Source organism: Dyadobacter jiangsuensis, from assembly GCF_003014695.1.
Classification (GTDB): domain Bacteria; phylum Bacteroidota; class Bacteroidia; order Cytophagales; family Spirosomataceae; genus Dyadobacter; species Dyadobacter jiangsuensis.
Genome location: NZ_PYAS01000016.1, coordinates 152,846 through 169,671, shown reverse-complemented (window position 1 = coordinate 169,671; position 16,826 = coordinate 152,846). Strand labels below are relative to the sequence as shown.

Here is a 16,826-nt window from a genome sequence, read left to right as displayed (position 1 = left end):
GTGGCGCGAAGAATGACCTTCCCGCCAGTTCTGTGCATCAAAAAGCATGCCTCACACAAACAAAAAAGGACGCCGCAACACCTGCGACGCCCTTTCCGAATGATTCTTATCTATCTTACAAACCTAAATGCTATTGTTGCGTGAGCAATCCCGGGTAGACGGTGCCGTCAGCAGAAGGGAAATCAATGCTCAGCAACTTGGCGATCAGCGGGGCAATGTCCTGCAAGCCCATTTCGGGGATTACCGCGCCTTTTTTAATACCACGGCCAAATGCGACGAAACCTGTCTGGATCTCTTTGAAATCGGGGAAGAAGCCGTGGGTACCGCCGCTCGCAGCGCGCACGAAATCGCCGGTAGCTGCATTACCGATCGTAAAACCCTGCTTCGGCGCGAGGGCCAAAGCCGCATTCGGATCGGAGCCTACGGCGTCGAGTGCGGCGCGGTCTTTGACTTCGAACATGGCTTTTTGGGCAGTAGGGAGGCTCGCAAGTACCGATTTTACCTTTTCGAGCGTCTGCGTGTCGTTCTTATCTTTCAAATGCAGGAACGATGAGCCGCCCGAAGCGTGGAAATAGGCTTTCCAGGCCGACGGATTCTTCGGGTCGTACAAGCCTGCCTTAGCGAGGAGTACGTTGGGTGAAAGCGACGAGTGAATATCGACAAACCCGTGGTCGCCGGTGACGATCACCGTGGTTTTTTCCTGGATACCTGCCTTGTCGATGGCTTCCAGAATGGCTTTAATGCCCCGGTCGACACTCGTTAATGCAGCGCGAACCTTGTCGCCGTCGCGGCCTTGCTCGTGTTCGAAGTGATCGACGGCCACCAGGTGTACCGCCAGGAACGAGGGCTTGTACTTGCGGATAATGTACGCGCTCGTGCGGGAGAGGTTATCGTCGATGCTCAGGTATTCGCCGTCAAAATCGATCTCTTCCAGTTTGCCCGTGGCATTCTGCTGGATTTCTTCATAAAAACCTTTTGGATTCGAGTTTTCGCTGAGCGCCTTGGTCATGTTGCGCTTGCCGCCCTTTGTTTCGGGCAAATACCAGTACTCCGGGATATTGTAATTGGCCGGCCCGCCGACAGACACCGGCCAGAATACGGACGCCGTGGAGAGTCCTTTTTCCTTGGCCGCGCTGAAAATAGTCGGTACTTTAATGGTCTTGTAATCCCAGATCCATTTGCCGGTCACTTCCAGCGGCTCGGGCGGGGTGTTGTAATAAACGCCATGCTTGATCGGCTTCACGCCCGTGATCATGGTCGTGTGCGAAGGGTAGGTGACCGTCGGGAAAACACCGGTCACGCCATCCGCATATGCGCCTGTTTCCATTCCCTGGCGCAGGTTCACCATCGACCAGGTAGGATCTTTGTAAAATTCAGGTCTCAGGCCATCGATGCTGATCAGGATCACGTGTGCATCCTGTGCGCGAAGGCTTTTGAAGGAGAATGTGGAAAGGGTTAAGAGCAGGATCAGTTTTTTCATAGGAAATGCGCTCGTTAGTTAAATTTCCGGCTCCCCGCGCGGCTATGTGCGTGAGGAGCCGGTTTTTGTATTAATGCAAAACAAATCAGAAAGAATAGCGAAGGCCTACCTGGATCTGGTAAGGGTTACCGTTGAGGCTGGAAACACCCGCGCCCTTGTTCACGTCGTAGAAGAATTCGTTTTTGGCCTTATCGAATTTCTTGATCGTGTACAGGTTGGTCTTGCCCAAGTTGTTACCCACTCCCCAATCCTTGTTGAGCAGGTTGGCGAAGTTGAAAACGTCGATCGAAGCCTCGATACCATGTGTTTTGTAAATCCTGAACTTCTTACCCAAACGGACATCGAACACGCCGTAGAAACCGTTCACCCCGCCATTGCGCTCAGCCATTTTACCCGTATCCCGGCGGATAAAGTCCTTAATGCTTTGCTCCGCCTGGGGGTTATCGAGGATCGCTTTGAGGCCCGTGCGGATGTATTCAGGTGTAGCGGAGCTGTTGGCGTCGTAAATGTAAGGCAGGTCGTTCGACGAAACGAAGTCGCCGTTCATATTACCGCTCACAGCCAGCGAGTAGCGTGTACCGCCGATGCCCGAGTAGCGAACGCCCAGCGTAATACCCCAGAAGCTCGGTGCGGTACCGTAAACCACAATTTTATTGCGGAACTGGTTGTTGGCATAGCTCATGCGGCTCAGGTCACGCGGATCGTCGATCACCATCTGGTCGAGGGTAGCGGTGTTGGCCACGTTACCATTGTAGGAAGTGTTGTCCTTGGAATCGTTCCAGGTGTAAGAAGCGGTGATTTGCCCGTCGCGGAAGTACTTGAACGTACCGTCGATGACCAATGCGTATTGGTTTTTCTTGCCATCGCTCACGAGTTCGAGCACGCGGCCCACCTGTTTGGTCCGGCGGCTGTTGAGCCAGTTGGTAGCACCGTTGCTGGCATTGATGGTTTCGGCGGGAACATACACGCCGCGATTGGCCTCAGCACCGATGCGGAAGAACGGCTCATCCACCATGTTGCGGTCAATGTACATGTAGTTGTTACGTGCCCACGATGCATAACCGCTGATACCAATCCGGAGACGGTCGCTGAAAAAGTGGTTGTACGAGAAATTGGTTTTGTAAATAACCGGAACCTTGGCGTCCGGGGCATTGGTGTTGATCGTGATCAGGCGCTCGATGCCAGGGATATTGAATAGTTCTGCACCCGGCGCTTTGCTTGGGTCCTGACGGTACAACGGGAAATCGGGTGTCGGTACAAGCGCTCCCTGGATTTCCACCGAAGCCACTTTGGAACCGTCGAACAGCATATTGTTCACCATCGAATAGGGGTTCAATGCCGATCCGAAAACGCCGGCGCCGAAACGGATCACGTCCTTGCTCTGCTCGTTCACGTCCCAGGTAAACTGCACGCGAGGCTGCAATTGAAGCGTGTTGATGCGGTTGTTGGTTTTGATACCCAGCTCATCGAACACTACCTGACTGAAATTCGCACGGTTGAGGTATACGGTATTGTCGAGGCGCAGACCGGCCGTCATATCCAGTCCAAGGCCCAGTTTGGTATCCATTTGCGCATACAAACCGGTGCTCAGTGATTTCACTTTGTTGCTCTGGTCTTCGTTCAGGTAAATTTCGCGGGCGTAGCGGTAAGGTTTCAGGTTATTGAAATTATCCATTCCCGTGAAATAGAAACGGCCGTTCATTTCGCTGCCATAGCGCGAATGCATCAGGTTGTACATCATGTCGATACCGAATGTGAAGTTGATCTTCCCGGTATTGTAATACAGGTTATCCACCGCCTGCACCACCGTTCCTTTAAACCATTCCGGCGAAAAGCGCTGTCCGCCGATCTGGATTGAGGCCAGGTAATTGGCGTTGCCGGCAACGGATTCTACGTTTTCTACAATCGCGCGCGGGATACCTGCGGCAGGAAGCTGCGAGCTAGGAAGCACCTGTACATCCTCATAGAAATGCTGCACTTTCAGCTCATTCGTCACGCGTGGGTTCAAACTCGTACGGAGCGAGGCCATGAGGCTGTTGTCGAATTTCTTACGGTCGATGTACGATTCGTAGAAGTTGATATTCGAGTTATCGCCTTCCGAAAGCGCGTCATTCTCGATCACCATGTTGTTGCGGATCGTCAGGAGATTTTTCGCATTCAACTGCCAGTCGACGCGCGCAAAAATCGCGTCGGTACCTTTGGCTTTGTCAAATGCACCGTATTGCGGGTCGTTCGAAACACCGTATTTGTCACGGGCGATGCCTACGAAACGTTCCAGCGTTGCATTGGTAACCTTGTTGGCCGCCTCGTCGGCAGGGCTGAGGATATTCGCGATGTAAAGCGGACGGGAATCGGCCTGGTGGTCCCATGCCACAAAGAAATGCGCCTTATCTTTAATGATCGGGCCGCCGAGTGAAAATCCGTACTGGTAAGTCGAAAACTCCTGCGTTCTCTTGTTTCCGCGAAGGTCGTACTTGCTGGAAAGCGCGTCGTTACGCATATACGTGAACGCGCTACCGGACAGCTGGTTGGTACCGGCTTTGGTTACGGTGCTGATGGTACCGCCACCCGCGCGGCCCATGGTCACATCATATTCATTGGTCACCACCTTAAACTCGCGGATCGCTTCCATCGAGATTGAATAGGCACCCGAAGTACCGCCGCCGGCAATGGTACCGCGCGAGGTCATTCCGTCGATGGTGTAGTTGGTTGAAGAGGCAAGCTGGCCGCCGAGGCTGCTGCCGTTGGTCAGCGGCGACAGATCCATGAGCGAGGTGAAGTTACGGCCGTTTACCGGAAGCCGTGCAATGTCGCGGGCGGTAACGGGGGTGGATGCGCCCAACGTCACTACCGTGTTTTTCAGTGAGTTGGCTACGATATCAATGGCTTTGAGCTCGTTCGCAGAGGCTTCCAGCGCAAAGTTCAGGCGCAGCTGATCGCCCTGGTTGAGTGAATACCCGGTCTTTTTTTGCTCACCATAACCGATAAACGAAACCGTGATGGAGTAGGGCGAACCAAGGGGCAATTGCTTGATAATGTAATCACCGTTCGCATCGGTAACGGTCCCTGTGCTGAAACCGGTCGATTCGTTCTTGACGTAAACCGTAGCGCCGACGACCGGCCCGGCTTGTCCTTCGCTGACCTTCCCGATAATGGATGCCTCATTCCCCTGTGCCCGCGTTTCGGGTCCCCAAAGCAGGAGGAATGCGCATAGTCCGAGACATGCAGTAATTAATTTCATCATTTTTTTTGTTCGTTTGGTTATTGGTACTTCGTTCAAATGCATTGCATAGGCGCTGCCTCCGAAGCTACGGCATCGTAACCCGGAAATAGGATGTGTTTCGGTTCGCAGTTATGGGTACTGCCGCTTGATCGTATACGTATAGAGAGGGGAAGTTTGACCGCTAAATCCGCCACAAAAGTAGGTCGGCAATGTTATCAGTCCGTTAACGACACGTTACGGTTGGGTTAACATTGCGAAAGAAAATGAAAGTATTTTAAATGAAAGTAAATTAAAATAAAGTACTATTGGAAGGCTGACTGAGTAGCAGAAATCGTATGCAGTGGAGACAGTTCCACGCGGAGGTTTACTTGAAATACGCCATCGTGATGCCCGTAAGCGAGGTTGTGAAGGCCGGGATAAATGAGCGCGAGGCGACGCTGTACATTTTTGAGACCAATGCCGCCGTAATGCACGGCCTGCCTTGTCGCCTCGGGAGAAGAGCTGTTGGAAACTGCCAATTCAAGCATGTTTGTTTGTATTTGCAGGCGGATTTCGATCCTGCTATTGCGGTCTTTCGAAACGTGTTTGAAAGCATTTTCAACAAAAGTCATTAAAATAAACGGCGCAATGCCCGCATCGGGAGGCAGTTCATCCGGAATCTCGGTGACGACGGTTACGCCGCTGTTCTGGCGTAGTTTTTCGAGCGCGATAAAGTTGTGGAGATAGGCAATTTCCTTATCTAGCGGCACGAGCTCGTCGTTGCACTCATACAAATGATGCCGCAGCAATTCCGAGAACTTCGCCAGCGACGACGAGGCAGCGTCGGGATTTTTGTGAATGAGGAAAAAAATTGAATTAATGCTGTTGAACAGGAAATGCGGGTTGAACTGGTATTTCAAAAAACGCAATTCAGTTTCGAGTTTCTCCTTTTCCAGCAGCTGTTTCCGCCGTTCGGTACGGATCCAGTTTTTGGTGAGTTTAATGCTCATTGCCAACGTGGTACTTGCCAGCGTCGACGGCATTGCTTCGCCGAAAAAATAGAAGAAGCAATTGGTATCCCTCCCAAACAGCGCTTCTACTGACTGATGCGCCAGCCAGGCGCTCACATAATAGCCCGAAACAATAGCCAGTGCCGTAGCCAGCAAGGTAATGCCCAGGTAGCCGATATAGGATTTGAGCCGCCCTTTTTCCAGGTATTTTGGAATGAGGTAGTACAAATTGAAATACACCGCAACAGCTTGCAGTACCACGTAAAACGCAAACTTGACTGCATACGGTGAAAAGAGAATGCTATGCGCGGCTTTCCATGGGTTGCCCATCGCCACCACCCACCACAAATAATGATAAGCGAGCCAGAAAGGGATGTGGTACAGTTTCGAAATGGCCTTTTGCATACCCTAATTTATCAAATATTGGCAAGCAAAGGCAACTTTCTGACGCGCTTGCCGGTAGCTGCGAAGAACGCATTCGCTAGCGCCGGCGCAATGGGCGCCACACCGGGCTCGCCGGCACCACCCATTTTGCCATCGTCTTCAACAATATGTACCTCAATAACGGGTGCCTCGTCCATCCGCAGGATTCGGTAATCGTGGAAATTGCTTTGCCGGATAGCACCGTTTTCAATGGCGATTTCTCCGAACAATGCCGCCGTGAGCCCGTAAATAATGCCGCCTTCCATCTGGGCCTTTACGCCGTCCGGGTTTACAGCGAAGCCGCATGCAATGGCGCATACGACCCGGTGTACTTTCAGGTTCTGGTTGGAATAAGATATTTCCACCACCTGTGCCACCACGCTGCCCATTGCCTCATGAACCGCCACGCCCCGGAAATGTCCTGCCGGAAGTCCGTTGGAAGGCGTCTCGCCCCAGCCCGCCTGGTGGGCAGCAGTGGTTAATGCGGCCAAATGCCTGGGATGGCCGGTCAATAGTCTTTTGCGGTATTCGACGGCGTCGATGCCGGCTTGAAAAGCCAGCTCATCGATAACCGTTTCCATCACAAAAGCCGTATGCGTGTTCCCGACCGAGCGCCAGGCCAGCACGGGGACGTTGTTGGCCGTCGTGTGCAGCGCAATGGAATGATCGGGACACCGGGCAATGTAGGGGGAGCCGTTGACACCGTCGATCGTGCTGTAATCGAGCCCGGCGGGTGCGATGTCTTTTTCAAGAACCGTATTCACAAAAAGCGACTGCCCGACGACATCGTGTTGCCAGGCCAGGGGCATTCCGGCCGCATCCGTCCCTACTTTGACCTTATGCAAATACACCGGCCGGTAATAGCCGCCACGGATATCGTCTTCCCGCGTCCAGATCAGTTTAACGGCCTTGCCGCTCGCGCGGGCAATATGCACGGCCTCCATCACCCAGTCGTTTCCGAACGAGCCCCGCCGCCCGAAACTACCGCCCATAGCAGGCGTGTAAAGCGTTACCTGCTCGTCTCTGAACCCCAATGCCCTGGCGACTTCCTGCCGGTGCAGCGCATTGGATTGGGTAGCCGTCCATATTTCGCATTTGTCTGCCGACAGTTTTACCGTACAGTTGAGGGTTTCCATCGGGGAATGGGCCAGAAACGGGAAGCAGAATTCCTGTTCGTAGATTGATTGGGCCCGCTGCCACGCGCTCGCCACATTTCCTTTGGCTTGCGCTACCTTACCGGGTTGCCCGGCGGCTTCACGGTATTGTGTAAATAGTTGCGTGGTATCGGGATTGCGGTTACCTCGGGTATCCCATTCAACACGCAGCGCTTTTCGACCCTGCATCGCCGCCCAGGTGTGGTCGGCCACGACGGCGATGCCTTCCGGTACCTGCACTACCTTCCGGACGCCCGGAATGCGCAGCGCTTCCGACGCATCATAAGACTTGACCTTCCCGCCAAACACCGGGCAGCGTTCGAGCACGGCGGTAAGCAGGCCTGGGAATTGGATATCAATGCCATATTGGGCCTTTCCATTCACTTTATCAGGGATGTCGAGCTTCCGGATAGGCCCACCGATCAGTTTCCATTCGTTGCGGCTGCGGAGCTTGACTTTGGGAATAGGTAGCCGGGCGGCATCGGCGGCCAGGGAGCCGTAGCTTAACCGGGCTGTTCCTGCCTGCACGTAACCTTCGGCGGTGGAGCATTGCGCCGGGGTAATGCCCAGGCGTTGGGCGGCTGCCTGCACGAGCATCGTACGTGCGATGGCACCTGTGGTGCGGTAGCGGTCAAACTCGGATTTGATGGTGTCGGAGCCGCCGGTGGAGAGTACCCACATGCTTTCGTCCAGGTGTGTTCCTTCGATCACACGGTGCTCCACGCGGATGCGCGTCCAGTCGCAATCCAGCTCTTCGGCGATGAGCATGGCGAGGGTCGTCCATATTCCCTGGCCCATTTCGACCTTGTTCAGGATAATGCGGACGGTATCGTCGGAGTCGATCCGGAGCAATGCATTCGGGGAGAAGCCGGTTGTCGGCAATGCCGCCGCAGCGGATCTCGAAGGCACGAAAAAGGAAAGTAAGAGGCCGCCGGTTGCCAGCGCGGCTGTTTGCATAAAATCACGGCGGTCCATACAGCATACCACAAATGTTCTGCTGCAAAAGAATGGAGCAAAATTTTGGCAGGAAAATTGTTTTGACAACCCGTTGATGAGAAGGGATCAAATGCAGTTTACGGATGAAGTCTGCGACCAACCGTCGCGGCAATGGCCTCTGGTTTGATTTTTGATGTAAACACAGATTTTTTATTCATCACAAACTCTGAAATCATGGCACATATTATTTTGGGCGCGTCGGGCCGGGTAGGTTCGGCAGTTGTAGACCGGCTTCTCGAACTGGGAGCACCCGTGAAGGGAGTCGTAAGGAATGAAGAGAAGGCAGAGGCGCTGAAATCGCGCGGAGCGGACACTACCATCGCCGACGCACATAACCTGCCTGCATTAAAAGCAGCCCTGCGCGACGGCGAGACACTTTTTGCATTAACTCCTGAAACGGGCCGGGAAAAAAATGTCCTCGGGGATACCAACGACATCCTGACCAACTATCGCGCGGCATTGGTTGCAGACGGTATAAAAAAGGTCGTGGGGCTGTCGTCGATGGGCGCGCAGCATCGCGAAGGCACGGGCAACCTGGTTATGTCGTACATGCTCGAACATGCATTCGATGGCATCGGCGTTTCGCGGGTATTCATCAGGCCGGCATACTATTTCAGCAACTGGCTCAACTATCTCGAACCGGCGGAAAAAAACGGTGTACTACCTACTTTCTTCCCGGTCGATCTGAAAATCCCGATGATATGCCCTTCGGATGTGGGCCATTTTGCCGCGGAGGTACTGGCCGACGGGGACAGCGATATGACAATCTACGAGCTCTACGGACCGGCAGCGTACAGCTCTGCCGATGTGGCGAAAGCATTCAGCGAAGTATTGGGCAAAGAAGTCAAGGCGCAGCAAATACCGCGGAAGGATTGGGACAAAACATTGGATTCGATCGGTTTTTCGAAAGATGGCGTACGCAACTTCGTCGAAATGACGGAGGCGGTCATCAGCGGGAAGTCGAAGCCCGACGGTAAAGGAACAGTCCGCGCGCAGGGGAACACCACGTTGGAAGCATACCTGGAAGAAGCCGTTAAAAAAGTCTGACGGTTTTCAGAGCGAACCGATATCCGACAATATCCGTATCCCGCTGCGCTTCATGAGTTCGCTGGCGTTGAAATCGGTACAAATACCGGGTGTGAGTCGATAGTCGAATGAAATCTGTCCGTCCCGGATCGTGCTGTTGAAGCTGAAATTACCTATCGCCAGGTCTTTGGTGAGTTGTGCCAGATCCAGGTCGTGGGTGGAAATCATGCCAAATGCATTGAGCTCGCTCAACTGGCGGATCAACGATACCCCGCCTCGGAAGCGGTCTTGGGAGTTGGTACCTTTGAACATCTCGTCGAGCAGGAAGAAAATAGGTTCGCCTTCGCCGACGAGTTTCAGCAATTGCTCGATCCGTTGCAGCTCGGCATAGAACGACGATACAGATTCTTCGAGGTTATCCTGTGTACGCATGCTCGTGAATACGCGCAGGGGTGATACCCGTGCGTACGACGCGCAGCAGGGCGCGCCCATGAACGCGAGCACGAGGTTAATGCCCACCGTTCTCAGAAAGGTGCTTTTACCGGCCATATTCGAGCCCGTGATCATCGTCGTAGCGCCCCGGCCATGCATGGTAAAGTCGTTGCTGATCCGCTTTTCCTGCTTTAACAAAGGGTGTCCAACTGTTTTGAAATCAATCAGATAGGGTTCGGTAGTGATTTCCGGGAAAACGTATTGCGGATTGGAACAGGCGAACCCCGCGATGCTGGCGAGCGCTTCCAGTTCGCTGACCGCCGCGATCCATGGGCCAATCTGCGCACGGTTCCGTGACTTCCATTCTTCCGTTTTCAGGATCAGGTGAACGTCGATCAGCCAGAGGTTATTGAGCATCCCGTAAAAAGCGTTCTTGCCGATGGTATTGCGGGTCCCTTTTTGCTGAAACATTTCCAGTATCCTTTTCAATGTGCCGATTTCGGCAGAAGCCTTCGTGCCCGTTTGGCCAAAAGCGGCTTGCAAATCATTTAACTCCTTTGTTTCAAATTGTTGCTTTTCAGCGGTTTTTATGAGCGATTGGTAGGCTCCGATAATACCCATATTTCGCTGCGTGCTCACGATAATGTCCTCCGCAGCATGTCTGAATTTCCGAAGATAAATAGCGTTGATGATCGCTATTCCAATGAGTGGGAGTAAATGAATGCCCGTCAGGTCGCGGAGATGAAAGAGGAAATGATACAGGAACCAGCCCAACGCTAGGCTGGACACAACCGCAAGCGACAGGCTGGTCGTTAGCAGTCTCTTGCGTGATGGCAAAAATTGAGGTGCTTCTTCGATCCATTTCAGGAGCAGATCATGGTCGCTGTTGGTGGAATGAAATGGCATACCCGAAGCCTGAAACTTCTGCCGCCAGTCGAGCTTATCCGCGAGCTCACGGACGGCTGCCTGCCGGCCGGTGATCGTTTGGCGGTCGGCGGGAGCAGAGAGCCAGTCGGCCAGCAGTCGTTCTCCCGACCCGGTGGTGGTGCGGTTGAGTAACTGAAACAGCGCGTGATGCCCGAAAACGTCGAGATCAGCCGCGTAATCGTGTCGGCGGCTCAGAAATTGCGCTCCGGTCGGAAATGTGGAAAGGTCGTTGTGCATCCGCAGGAGTTCGGCCTCGTTGATCTGAAGTAAAAACTCAACGCGCTTTTTGTCAGCGGTTAGGAGGTTATACCGGCGCAGCGTAAAAGCGAACCATGTGGCACCGATAGCGGCTGTGAGGACAACCGGAATGATCCAGCCGGAGGCAGCAAACAGCATGATCAGGATACCCGTCATCAGGAAGATGGTCAACCGGGTGTAGGAAAGGCTGTTGAGCTCCGGTAAGAAGCTTGCTGCCGATAGTTTATAGGCCTGTACTTTGTCTTGATATATTTCTTTCATGGGACTAATCACCGACGTGAGGCCGGTACGATGTACGCAATCGGTATACCCACGGCGACGATCAGGATCGCGATACCGAGCAATGCGGCGCCGGGGTCGGGGAGAGGCATGCCTTCGAAGACGATCTGTAACACGCCAAGGTTCATTACCAGCCAGATGAATATGCCGTACAGGATACCACTGACAAGCTTCCGGCGACGAAGAAAGGACAGGCCGGGGTAGATGAGGTAGTAAAAGATTGAAAAAATAAGGGCGATCAGGAAATGCAGCAATAGGCCGGTAATGATCATCGGTGTGCCGCCCGAATAGGCGGCTTTGCCGAAAATTCCGCTGGCGATAGACATGAGTATGCGCGCCGGACTGGTTTTCCCCAATATGACCGCATACACCAGGAATGCCGCCAGGATATCAAGCGTACCGGCAACCAAAGTGGCGGATAGGATGGCATTCCGGCCTGACCGGCCTATTTTGAGCACACTCATATTACAATCCGGATAAGGTAGAACAGCAAGTTACCTGGTAAAGACAGAACCTGCCGGAATCTGCTCGGCTTTGGCGAATGCACGTTCATATTTCGCCTTGATATCCGCTAACTGCCGGGTTTTTCGCTGTGCTTTCAGGCTTTGCGATAAGCCTACGAGTGACCAGCCGTTCGATGGGTTGAAGACCAGATCCTCCCGGTAAACCTTCTCGGCAAGCGCCGGTTTCCCGGCCTTTAAGAGATAAGCGCCCAGAAACTGGCGGGATGGAAGCGGCCAGTCCTTCGGTTCGGTGTAAATGAGCTGGTCTTCCAGCTTGACGGCTTCTTCCAAAGCTGCAATGCCTTTCGAGCGCTCGTTTCGAGAAATGGCTGTTACGCCTTCCAGGATTTTTCCGGCAATGGCGGCTACTTCCACCGGCGAGTTGAATGGAATTCTCCGTTTGGTCAAAACCGGATCTTGGATCCTGGCCTTCAAAGAAGCCAACCGGGCGGCTGCCGAATCGGGACGGCCGGTGTTGGCGAAGGCAATGCCTTTGGCAAAATCGGAGAGCAGGCTCGCGTAGGTCCATTTCGGATCGGGCGTTACCGAGTCGGAGAGGATTTGCTGCCATTTACCCATCCTTACCTGCGCCATTACCGGTAGCATGTAAAGGTATTGATCATAAGTGGTTTCAGGTTTTGGCACTACGCTCCGGCGGCAGCGCTGCGCATAACGCATGGCGTCCTTGTACATGCCTGCGGAGAGCGCACAATAGGTTTGTACGGCAAAGTAATGCGGGGAATGCTTGGTGAGCGAAAGGTTTTTTGCCAGCATATCATAATTCAGCAGGGCGTCGTCGGCGAGGTTGTTCACCTCCACGCCCTCCGCAAAGAGGCCGTTGCGCTCGTACTCGTGGCTGGCCATATGCACCATATGCGCCACGCCCGGGAGCAGGTCGCGCAATGCCTCGGCGCTCGCGAGCGCCACTTCGGGATGTTTCGAAGCCTCGGTCAGGTGAATGTGGTAATGCAAGGCAGCCGGATGTTTCGGATCGGCTTTCAGCGCCTTTTCACACAATGTGACCAGCTCCGGCGTCCAGGGTTTGGCAGTGCCGTCCTTCTTCCAGAAATCCCAGGCGTGCATCAGCATCTGGGAGTCGATAAAGAGCAGTTTGAACTCATTTTCATCGGGGAAATCACCTACCAGTTTTTTGAGCTTGTCGGAATAGGCCTGATTGAGTTCAGCCCGTTTGGCGTCGGCGGGGTCGTCGGAATACCGCGCATTCATGGCATCGATCAGCAACCTTTCCTTCTCGGTGGCGTGGGCGGTCAGGCTGTTCATTTTGGTCAGGGCCTGCGCTACCTCGGCCGGTTTGGTATATAAATGGGCCGCATTATAGTAGGGCCCCATTGCCAGCGCCTGACCCCAGAACGCCATGGCATTGGTAGAGTCGATGCGGGCAGCTTCCCTGAACGAAGCTACGGCTTCTTTGAAATGATAACCATAATACATGTTCAGACCCTGATCGAAGTAGAACTGGGAGCTGTCGGAACTGGTCGAAACCTTGTACGAAAAGCCGCCCCAACCTGGAAGTGCCACTACATACTTTCCATTCAGCATCGGCGCCGGAAGGTTCTGGTACGCGGGGCCGCACACGGCAATTTCACCGGATGGGGTCGGATAAGACGTTGTTTCCGGCGATTGCCGTTCGACTGCAACAATGCCCGTCAGCAACGACAGGGCGGCTATTGGTAGAATCGTTTTCATAAACATATTTAAGGCTTCAATCCCAATATAGTGATTATATTGCCGCTTTTCGCCGAAAATATCTTTAAATTGTACGAATAACAGGCTTTTAGGTAGGAGAGAATTGAGGTTAACGTTTATTTGCCATCGTTAGGGAAACTGTGCATCAGGTCATTTTGGCCGACAAACGATATGATCAACCATTATCTGAGTCAGGTATTTAAATTTCTCCCGGCGCCAAGTATGGTGGTGCTTCCGGATTTGCCCAAATTTACGATCACCGACGTGAACGATGCTTACCTGGAAATGGTGCGCATGGAGCGTAACGAACTGGTAGGTAAGGGGTTTTACGAGGCGTTTCCCAATAATCCCTACAATCGCGTACCACCCTGGAACAACTTGCTTGAAAAGGTCGTCGCGGACGGCCTTCCTAACCAGTCACCTGCGACGAAGTACATTCTGCCGCCGGACAATGCGGGGCGGCAGGACGTTAAATACCTGTTGGCCACCAACACGCCTGTCAGGGATGATGCCGGTGACATCATATGTATTCTCCGCACGGTGATGGATGTAACCGAGGTGACGATGGCCCGGCAGACGCACAGCCCTTTTACTTCCGAAAAATTTCTGACTGAAACGCTTCGCATTGCGCGCATAGGCAGTTGGGAAGCCGATCTGATCAACGAAGTGATCAACTGGTCGGATGTGGTGAAGGAAATTCACGGGGTACCGGCCGATTATCAGCCGGGTTTCCTGACGGCAATGGAATTTTACCGTCCCGGCGAGCACCGCGATGCTTTTATGCAGGCCGTGCAGGATACGATAACAACCGGTAAAGTGCTGGATCTGGAACTGGTGATCATCACAGGTGCCGGAACTGAAAAATGGATCCGGGTGACAGGTAAATCCGAAATCGTAGAGGGGGTTTGTACCCGGATTTACGGGGTTATACATGATATCGACGAACAGAAAAAGGTGGAGCAGGAACTCGTGCAGTCGCACCGGCAATTCGAATCGCTCGTGCAGACCGTCGACGGCATTGTGTGGGAAGCGGATGCCGGTACTTTCGAATTTAGCTTCATCAGCGACCAGGTGCAGCATATGTTAGGTTACACACCCGAAGAATGGCTCGCGGATTCGTCTTTCTGGCAAAGACATATTCACCCCGACGACCGCGATCAGGCGGTCCTGTATTGCCATCGCGAAACACAGCAGCTGCGCAACCACACCTTCGACTACCGCATGCTCAAAGCTGATGGTAGCCTGGTTTGGATCAAAGACGTGGTTTCTGTGATCCTGGAAGGCGGCAGGGCCGTAACGCTGAGGGGCCTGATGGTCGACATTACCGAGACGAAGCGACTCGAAAATCTCGAACACCTCGAAAAGGTTGTGCTGGAAATGAATTCGGTGAAGGGGACACCGCTGGCGAGTGTACTCGACAAATATGTAAGAGGGGTGGAGGCGATGTTTCCGCATTCGAAATGCTCTTTACTGGCTGTCAGAAACCAGAAGCTGTACACACTGTCATCACCCTCGCTGCCGGCCGACTACGTGGAAGCGATAAACGGCAGGGCGACAGGGCCGAATGCGGGCTCGTGCGGTACGGCGGCCTTTTTGAAACAGCAGGTAATTGTCAGTGATATTAATACGGACTCCCGGTGGGATACTTACCGACACCTTGCATTGCCGCACAACTTGCGCGCGTGCTGGTCACATCCTGTTATTGTCGATGGTGAAGTGATAGCAACCTTCGCGATCTATTATGATCGTATCTCAGTACCGGGCGAAGACGAGCTGAAAGTAATCGAGCGCGTTGCATCGATCCTGAAAGTGATTTTTGAGAACCGCCGGAACTCCGAGCTCGTACAGAATGTGAACGAGCGGCACGAATTTGTGAATATGGCCACCAACGACGCCATTTACGATTGGGACCTCGTGCGCGACCATATTGAATGGGGGGATGGCTTTTACAGGCTTTTCGGGAACGAACCGGAAAAAACGCATTACCCATTGGCCCGATGGGCGGAGCGGGTGCATGCCTCCGACAGGGAACAGGTTGGAGCAAGTCTCGAAAAGCAGCTCGCCGATCCGGCGCAGCAAAAGTGGATTATCGATTACCGATTCCTGAAAGCCGACGGCCAATATGCGTACGTGGAAGAGATCGGCTACATCCGGCGCGACCCGCTGGGAAAGGCCACGCGCATGATCGGTGTGCTGAGGGACGTTACCAAGGCGCGGCAGGAAGAGCACGAGCTGAAACTGCTGGTATCGGTGATTACCAACACCAACGACGCGGTGCTCATTGCAGAATCCGATCCTCGTGATATTTCGGGCCTCAAAGTGTTGTATGTCAATGCGGCATTTACGCGCATTACGGGCTACTCTCCCGAGGAGATTGTGGGTAAAAGTCCCGCGCTGCTGAAAGGTTTCAGCCCGGCCAGGAATGATTTCGATGGGCTTCAAGACGCCATTTACAATCTGGAAGCACTCAAAGGCGCCACGTTACGCTACACCCGCGATGGCGAGGAGTTTTTCATTAACCTGTCGTTGCTGCCTGTCGCTGACGTGCGTGGTGTGCATACGCACTGGATTGCGATCGGCCACGACGTGACCGACCGCCTGCGCTACATCAGTGAAATAGAAGAACGCAACCACAAATTACAGGAGATCGCCTGGATGCAGTCGCACGTGATACGCGCACCGCTTGCGAGGCTGATGGGCCTGATAGACCTGATCCGCAATTACCAGCATTCGGATACCGAGAAAAACGAGCTGCTCGACCACGTTCTTACCTCGGCATACTCCCTCGATGAAATCATTCGTGATATTTCCTCAAAAACCGAACGTATTTAATCAAAACCGAATTTCACGCCCAGAGAAAGGCTCACGATATCGTTCAGTTTCAGAAAGCTTTTGTTTTGTACGTAGCTGATAATGAGCAGATCATAAGTGCCTAACTCATAATACAATTCGAAAGACCTGCGCCGGTTGTTGAGCACCACGTTTCGCCCGGCTTTTCCCCCGATGTAGGCGCCCGGCCGGATAGCCGTGGCCCACCAGTAATAGCCGGCAGGGTAGTAGGACGGCCATTTGGTATCAAACTGCGGACCAAAAGTGTAGCTCATGTAAGCCCCGATCGAGAACGGCCGGATATAGTAGCTGTCGCGCAACCCGATGCGCCAGGGCGAATAGGTTGTTTTGAGCGTAGTGGTTACCAGCGCGTCGCCCCCGTATTTCTGGGGTAAAAAACCGAAAAGCAGATCGGTTTCCAGTGTTTTGTTGCGGGAAACATAGCCGGGGCCGCCGGAAAGGAAGCCGATGTTTCCGGCAAACTGCAATTTCAGGTGATCGGGCAGGTACCAGGCGCGGCGCGGCCTGAGGCCAACTTCCTGCGCCATGCCGCGGATACCGACTAATAGGAGCACTAATAGCAAATACTTTTTCATGGCT

Annotated in this window: 10 protein-coding genes; 2 read left to right on the top strand and 8 right to left on the bottom strand. The window is 53.5% G+C overall.

Features of this window, described 5'->3' with window-relative positions:
• Nucleotides 1–130: 130 nt before the first annotated feature.
• The 4 genes from CLV60_RS28015 to CLV60_RS28000 form a co-directional block, all read right to left on the bottom strand.
• Nucleotides 131–1,480 (bottom strand): alkaline phosphatase family protein, encoded by a 1,350-nt coding sequence (locus tag CLV60_RS28015; RefSeq protein ID WP_229211160.1) that lies wholly within the window; start codon nt 1,478–1,480, stop codon nt 131–133.
• An 85-nt stretch (nt 1,481–1,565) separates the two neighbouring features.
• On the bottom strand, nt 1,566–4,724 hold the full coding sequence (locus tag CLV60_RS28010) for a TonB-dependent receptor (protein ID WP_106598709.1): 3,159 nt from the start codon (nt 4,722–4,724) through the stop codon (nt 1,566–1,568).
• A 281-nt stretch (nt 4,725–5,005) separates the two neighbouring features.
• Complete coding sequence (locus CLV60_RS28005; protein ID WP_106598708.1) at nt 5,006–6,097, bottom strand: sensor histidine kinase; 1,092 nt, start codon at nt 6,095–6,097, stop codon at nt 5,006–5,008.
• 11 nt (nt 6,098–6,108) lie between these two features.
• The gene (locus CLV60_RS28000) at nt 6,109–8,244 is read right to left on the bottom strand and encodes a xanthine dehydrogenase family protein molybdopterin-binding subunit (protein ID WP_106598707.1); all 2,136 of its coding nucleotides are present in this window, start codon (nt 8,242–8,244) and stop codon (nt 6,109–6,111) included.
• Nucleotides 8,245–8,439: 195 nt separating this feature from the next.
• On the opposite strand from CLV60_RS28000, the gene CLV60_RS27995 reads away from it, so the two are divergent.
• Nucleotides 8,440–9,312, top strand: a complete 873-nt coding sequence (locus CLV60_RS27995; protein ID WP_106598761.1) for an NmrA family NAD(P)-binding protein — start codon at nt 8,440–8,442, stop codon at nt 9,310–9,312.
• 6 nt (nt 9,313–9,318) lie between these two features.
• Here CLV60_RS27995 and CLV60_RS27990 read toward each other — a convergent pair whose 3' ends face one another.
• From CLV60_RS27990 to CLV60_RS27980, 3 genes are read right to left on the bottom strand one after another with little or no spacing between them, the layout of a single operon-like run.
• On the bottom strand, nt 9,319–11,169 hold the full coding sequence (locus CLV60_RS27990) for a MutS-related protein (RefSeq protein ID WP_106598706.1): 1,851 nt from the start codon (nt 11,167–11,169) through the stop codon (nt 9,319–9,321).
• 8 nt (nt 11,170–11,177) lie between these two features.
• Nucleotides 11,178–11,651, bottom strand: coding sequence for a DUF1440 domain-containing protein (locus tag CLV60_RS27985; RefSeq protein ID WP_106598705.1), 474 nt, complete (start codon nt 11,649–11,651; stop codon nt 11,178–11,180).
• Between the two features lie 30 nt (nt 11,652–11,681).
• A complete protein-coding gene (locus CLV60_RS27980) occupies nt 11,682–13,397 on the bottom strand; it encodes a tetratricopeptide repeat protein (protein WP_106598760.1) in 1,716 nt (571 codons plus the stop codon).
• Nucleotides 13,398–13,568: 171 nt separating this feature from the next.
• Here CLV60_RS27980 and CLV60_RS27975 point away from each other — a divergent pair, with 171 nt between their 5' ends.
• Complete coding sequence (locus tag CLV60_RS27975) at nt 13,569–16,229, top strand: PAS domain-containing protein (protein WP_106598704.1); 2,661 nt, start codon at nt 13,569–13,571, stop codon at nt 16,227–16,229.
• On the opposite strand, the gene CLV60_RS27970 is transcribed toward CLV60_RS27975, so the two are convergent.
• The gene (locus tag CLV60_RS27970) at nt 16,226–16,822 is read right to left on the bottom strand and encodes a hypothetical protein (protein WP_106598759.1); all 597 of its coding nucleotides are present in this window, start codon (nt 16,820–16,822) and stop codon (nt 16,226–16,228) included. The two genes, CLV60_RS27975 and CLV60_RS27970, sit on opposite strands and share 4 nt — an antisense overlap.
• Between the last annotated feature and the right edge of the window lie 4 nt (nt 16,823–16,826).

Bases quoted from the DNA above. Each gene is read 5' to 3' on its own strand.
- CLV60_RS27995 (WP_106598761.1), top strand. From the start codon at position 8,440: ATGGCACATATTATTTTGGGCGCGTCGGGCCGGGTAGGTTCGGCAGTT.
- CLV60_RS28005 (WP_106598708.1), bottom strand. From the start codon at position 6,097: ATGCAAAAGGCCATTTCGAAACTGTACCACATCCCTTTCTGGCTCGCT.
- CLV60_RS28010 (WP_106598709.1), bottom strand. From the start codon at position 4,724: ATGATGAAATTAATTACTGCATGTCTCGGACTATGCGCATTCCTCCTG.
- CLV60_RS27990 (WP_106598706.1), bottom strand. From the start codon at position 11,169: ATGAAAGAAATATATCAAGACAAAGTACAGGCCTATAAACTATCGGCA.
- CLV60_RS27970 (WP_106598759.1), bottom strand. From the start codon at position 16,822: ATGAAAAAGTATTTGCTATTAGTGCTCCTATTAGTCGGTATCCGCGGC.
- CLV60_RS28000 (WP_106598707.1), bottom strand. From the start codon at position 8,244: ATGGACCGCCGTGATTTTATGCAAACAGCCGCGCTGGCAACCGGCGGC.
- CLV60_RS27980 (WP_106598760.1), bottom strand. From the start codon at position 13,397: ATGAAAACGATTCTACCAATAGCCGCCCTGTCGTTGCTGACGGGCATT.
- CLV60_RS28015 (WP_229211160.1), bottom strand. From the start codon at position 1,480: ATGAAAAAACTGATCCTGCTCTTAACCCTTTCCACATTCTCCTTCAAA.
- CLV60_RS27985 (WP_106598705.1), bottom strand. From the start codon at position 11,651: ATGAGTGTGCTCAAAATAGGCCGGTCAGGCCGGAATGCCATCCTATCC.
- CLV60_RS27975 (WP_106598704.1), top strand. From the start codon at position 13,569: ATGATCAACCATTATCTGAGTCAGGTATTTAAATTTCTCCCGGCGCCA.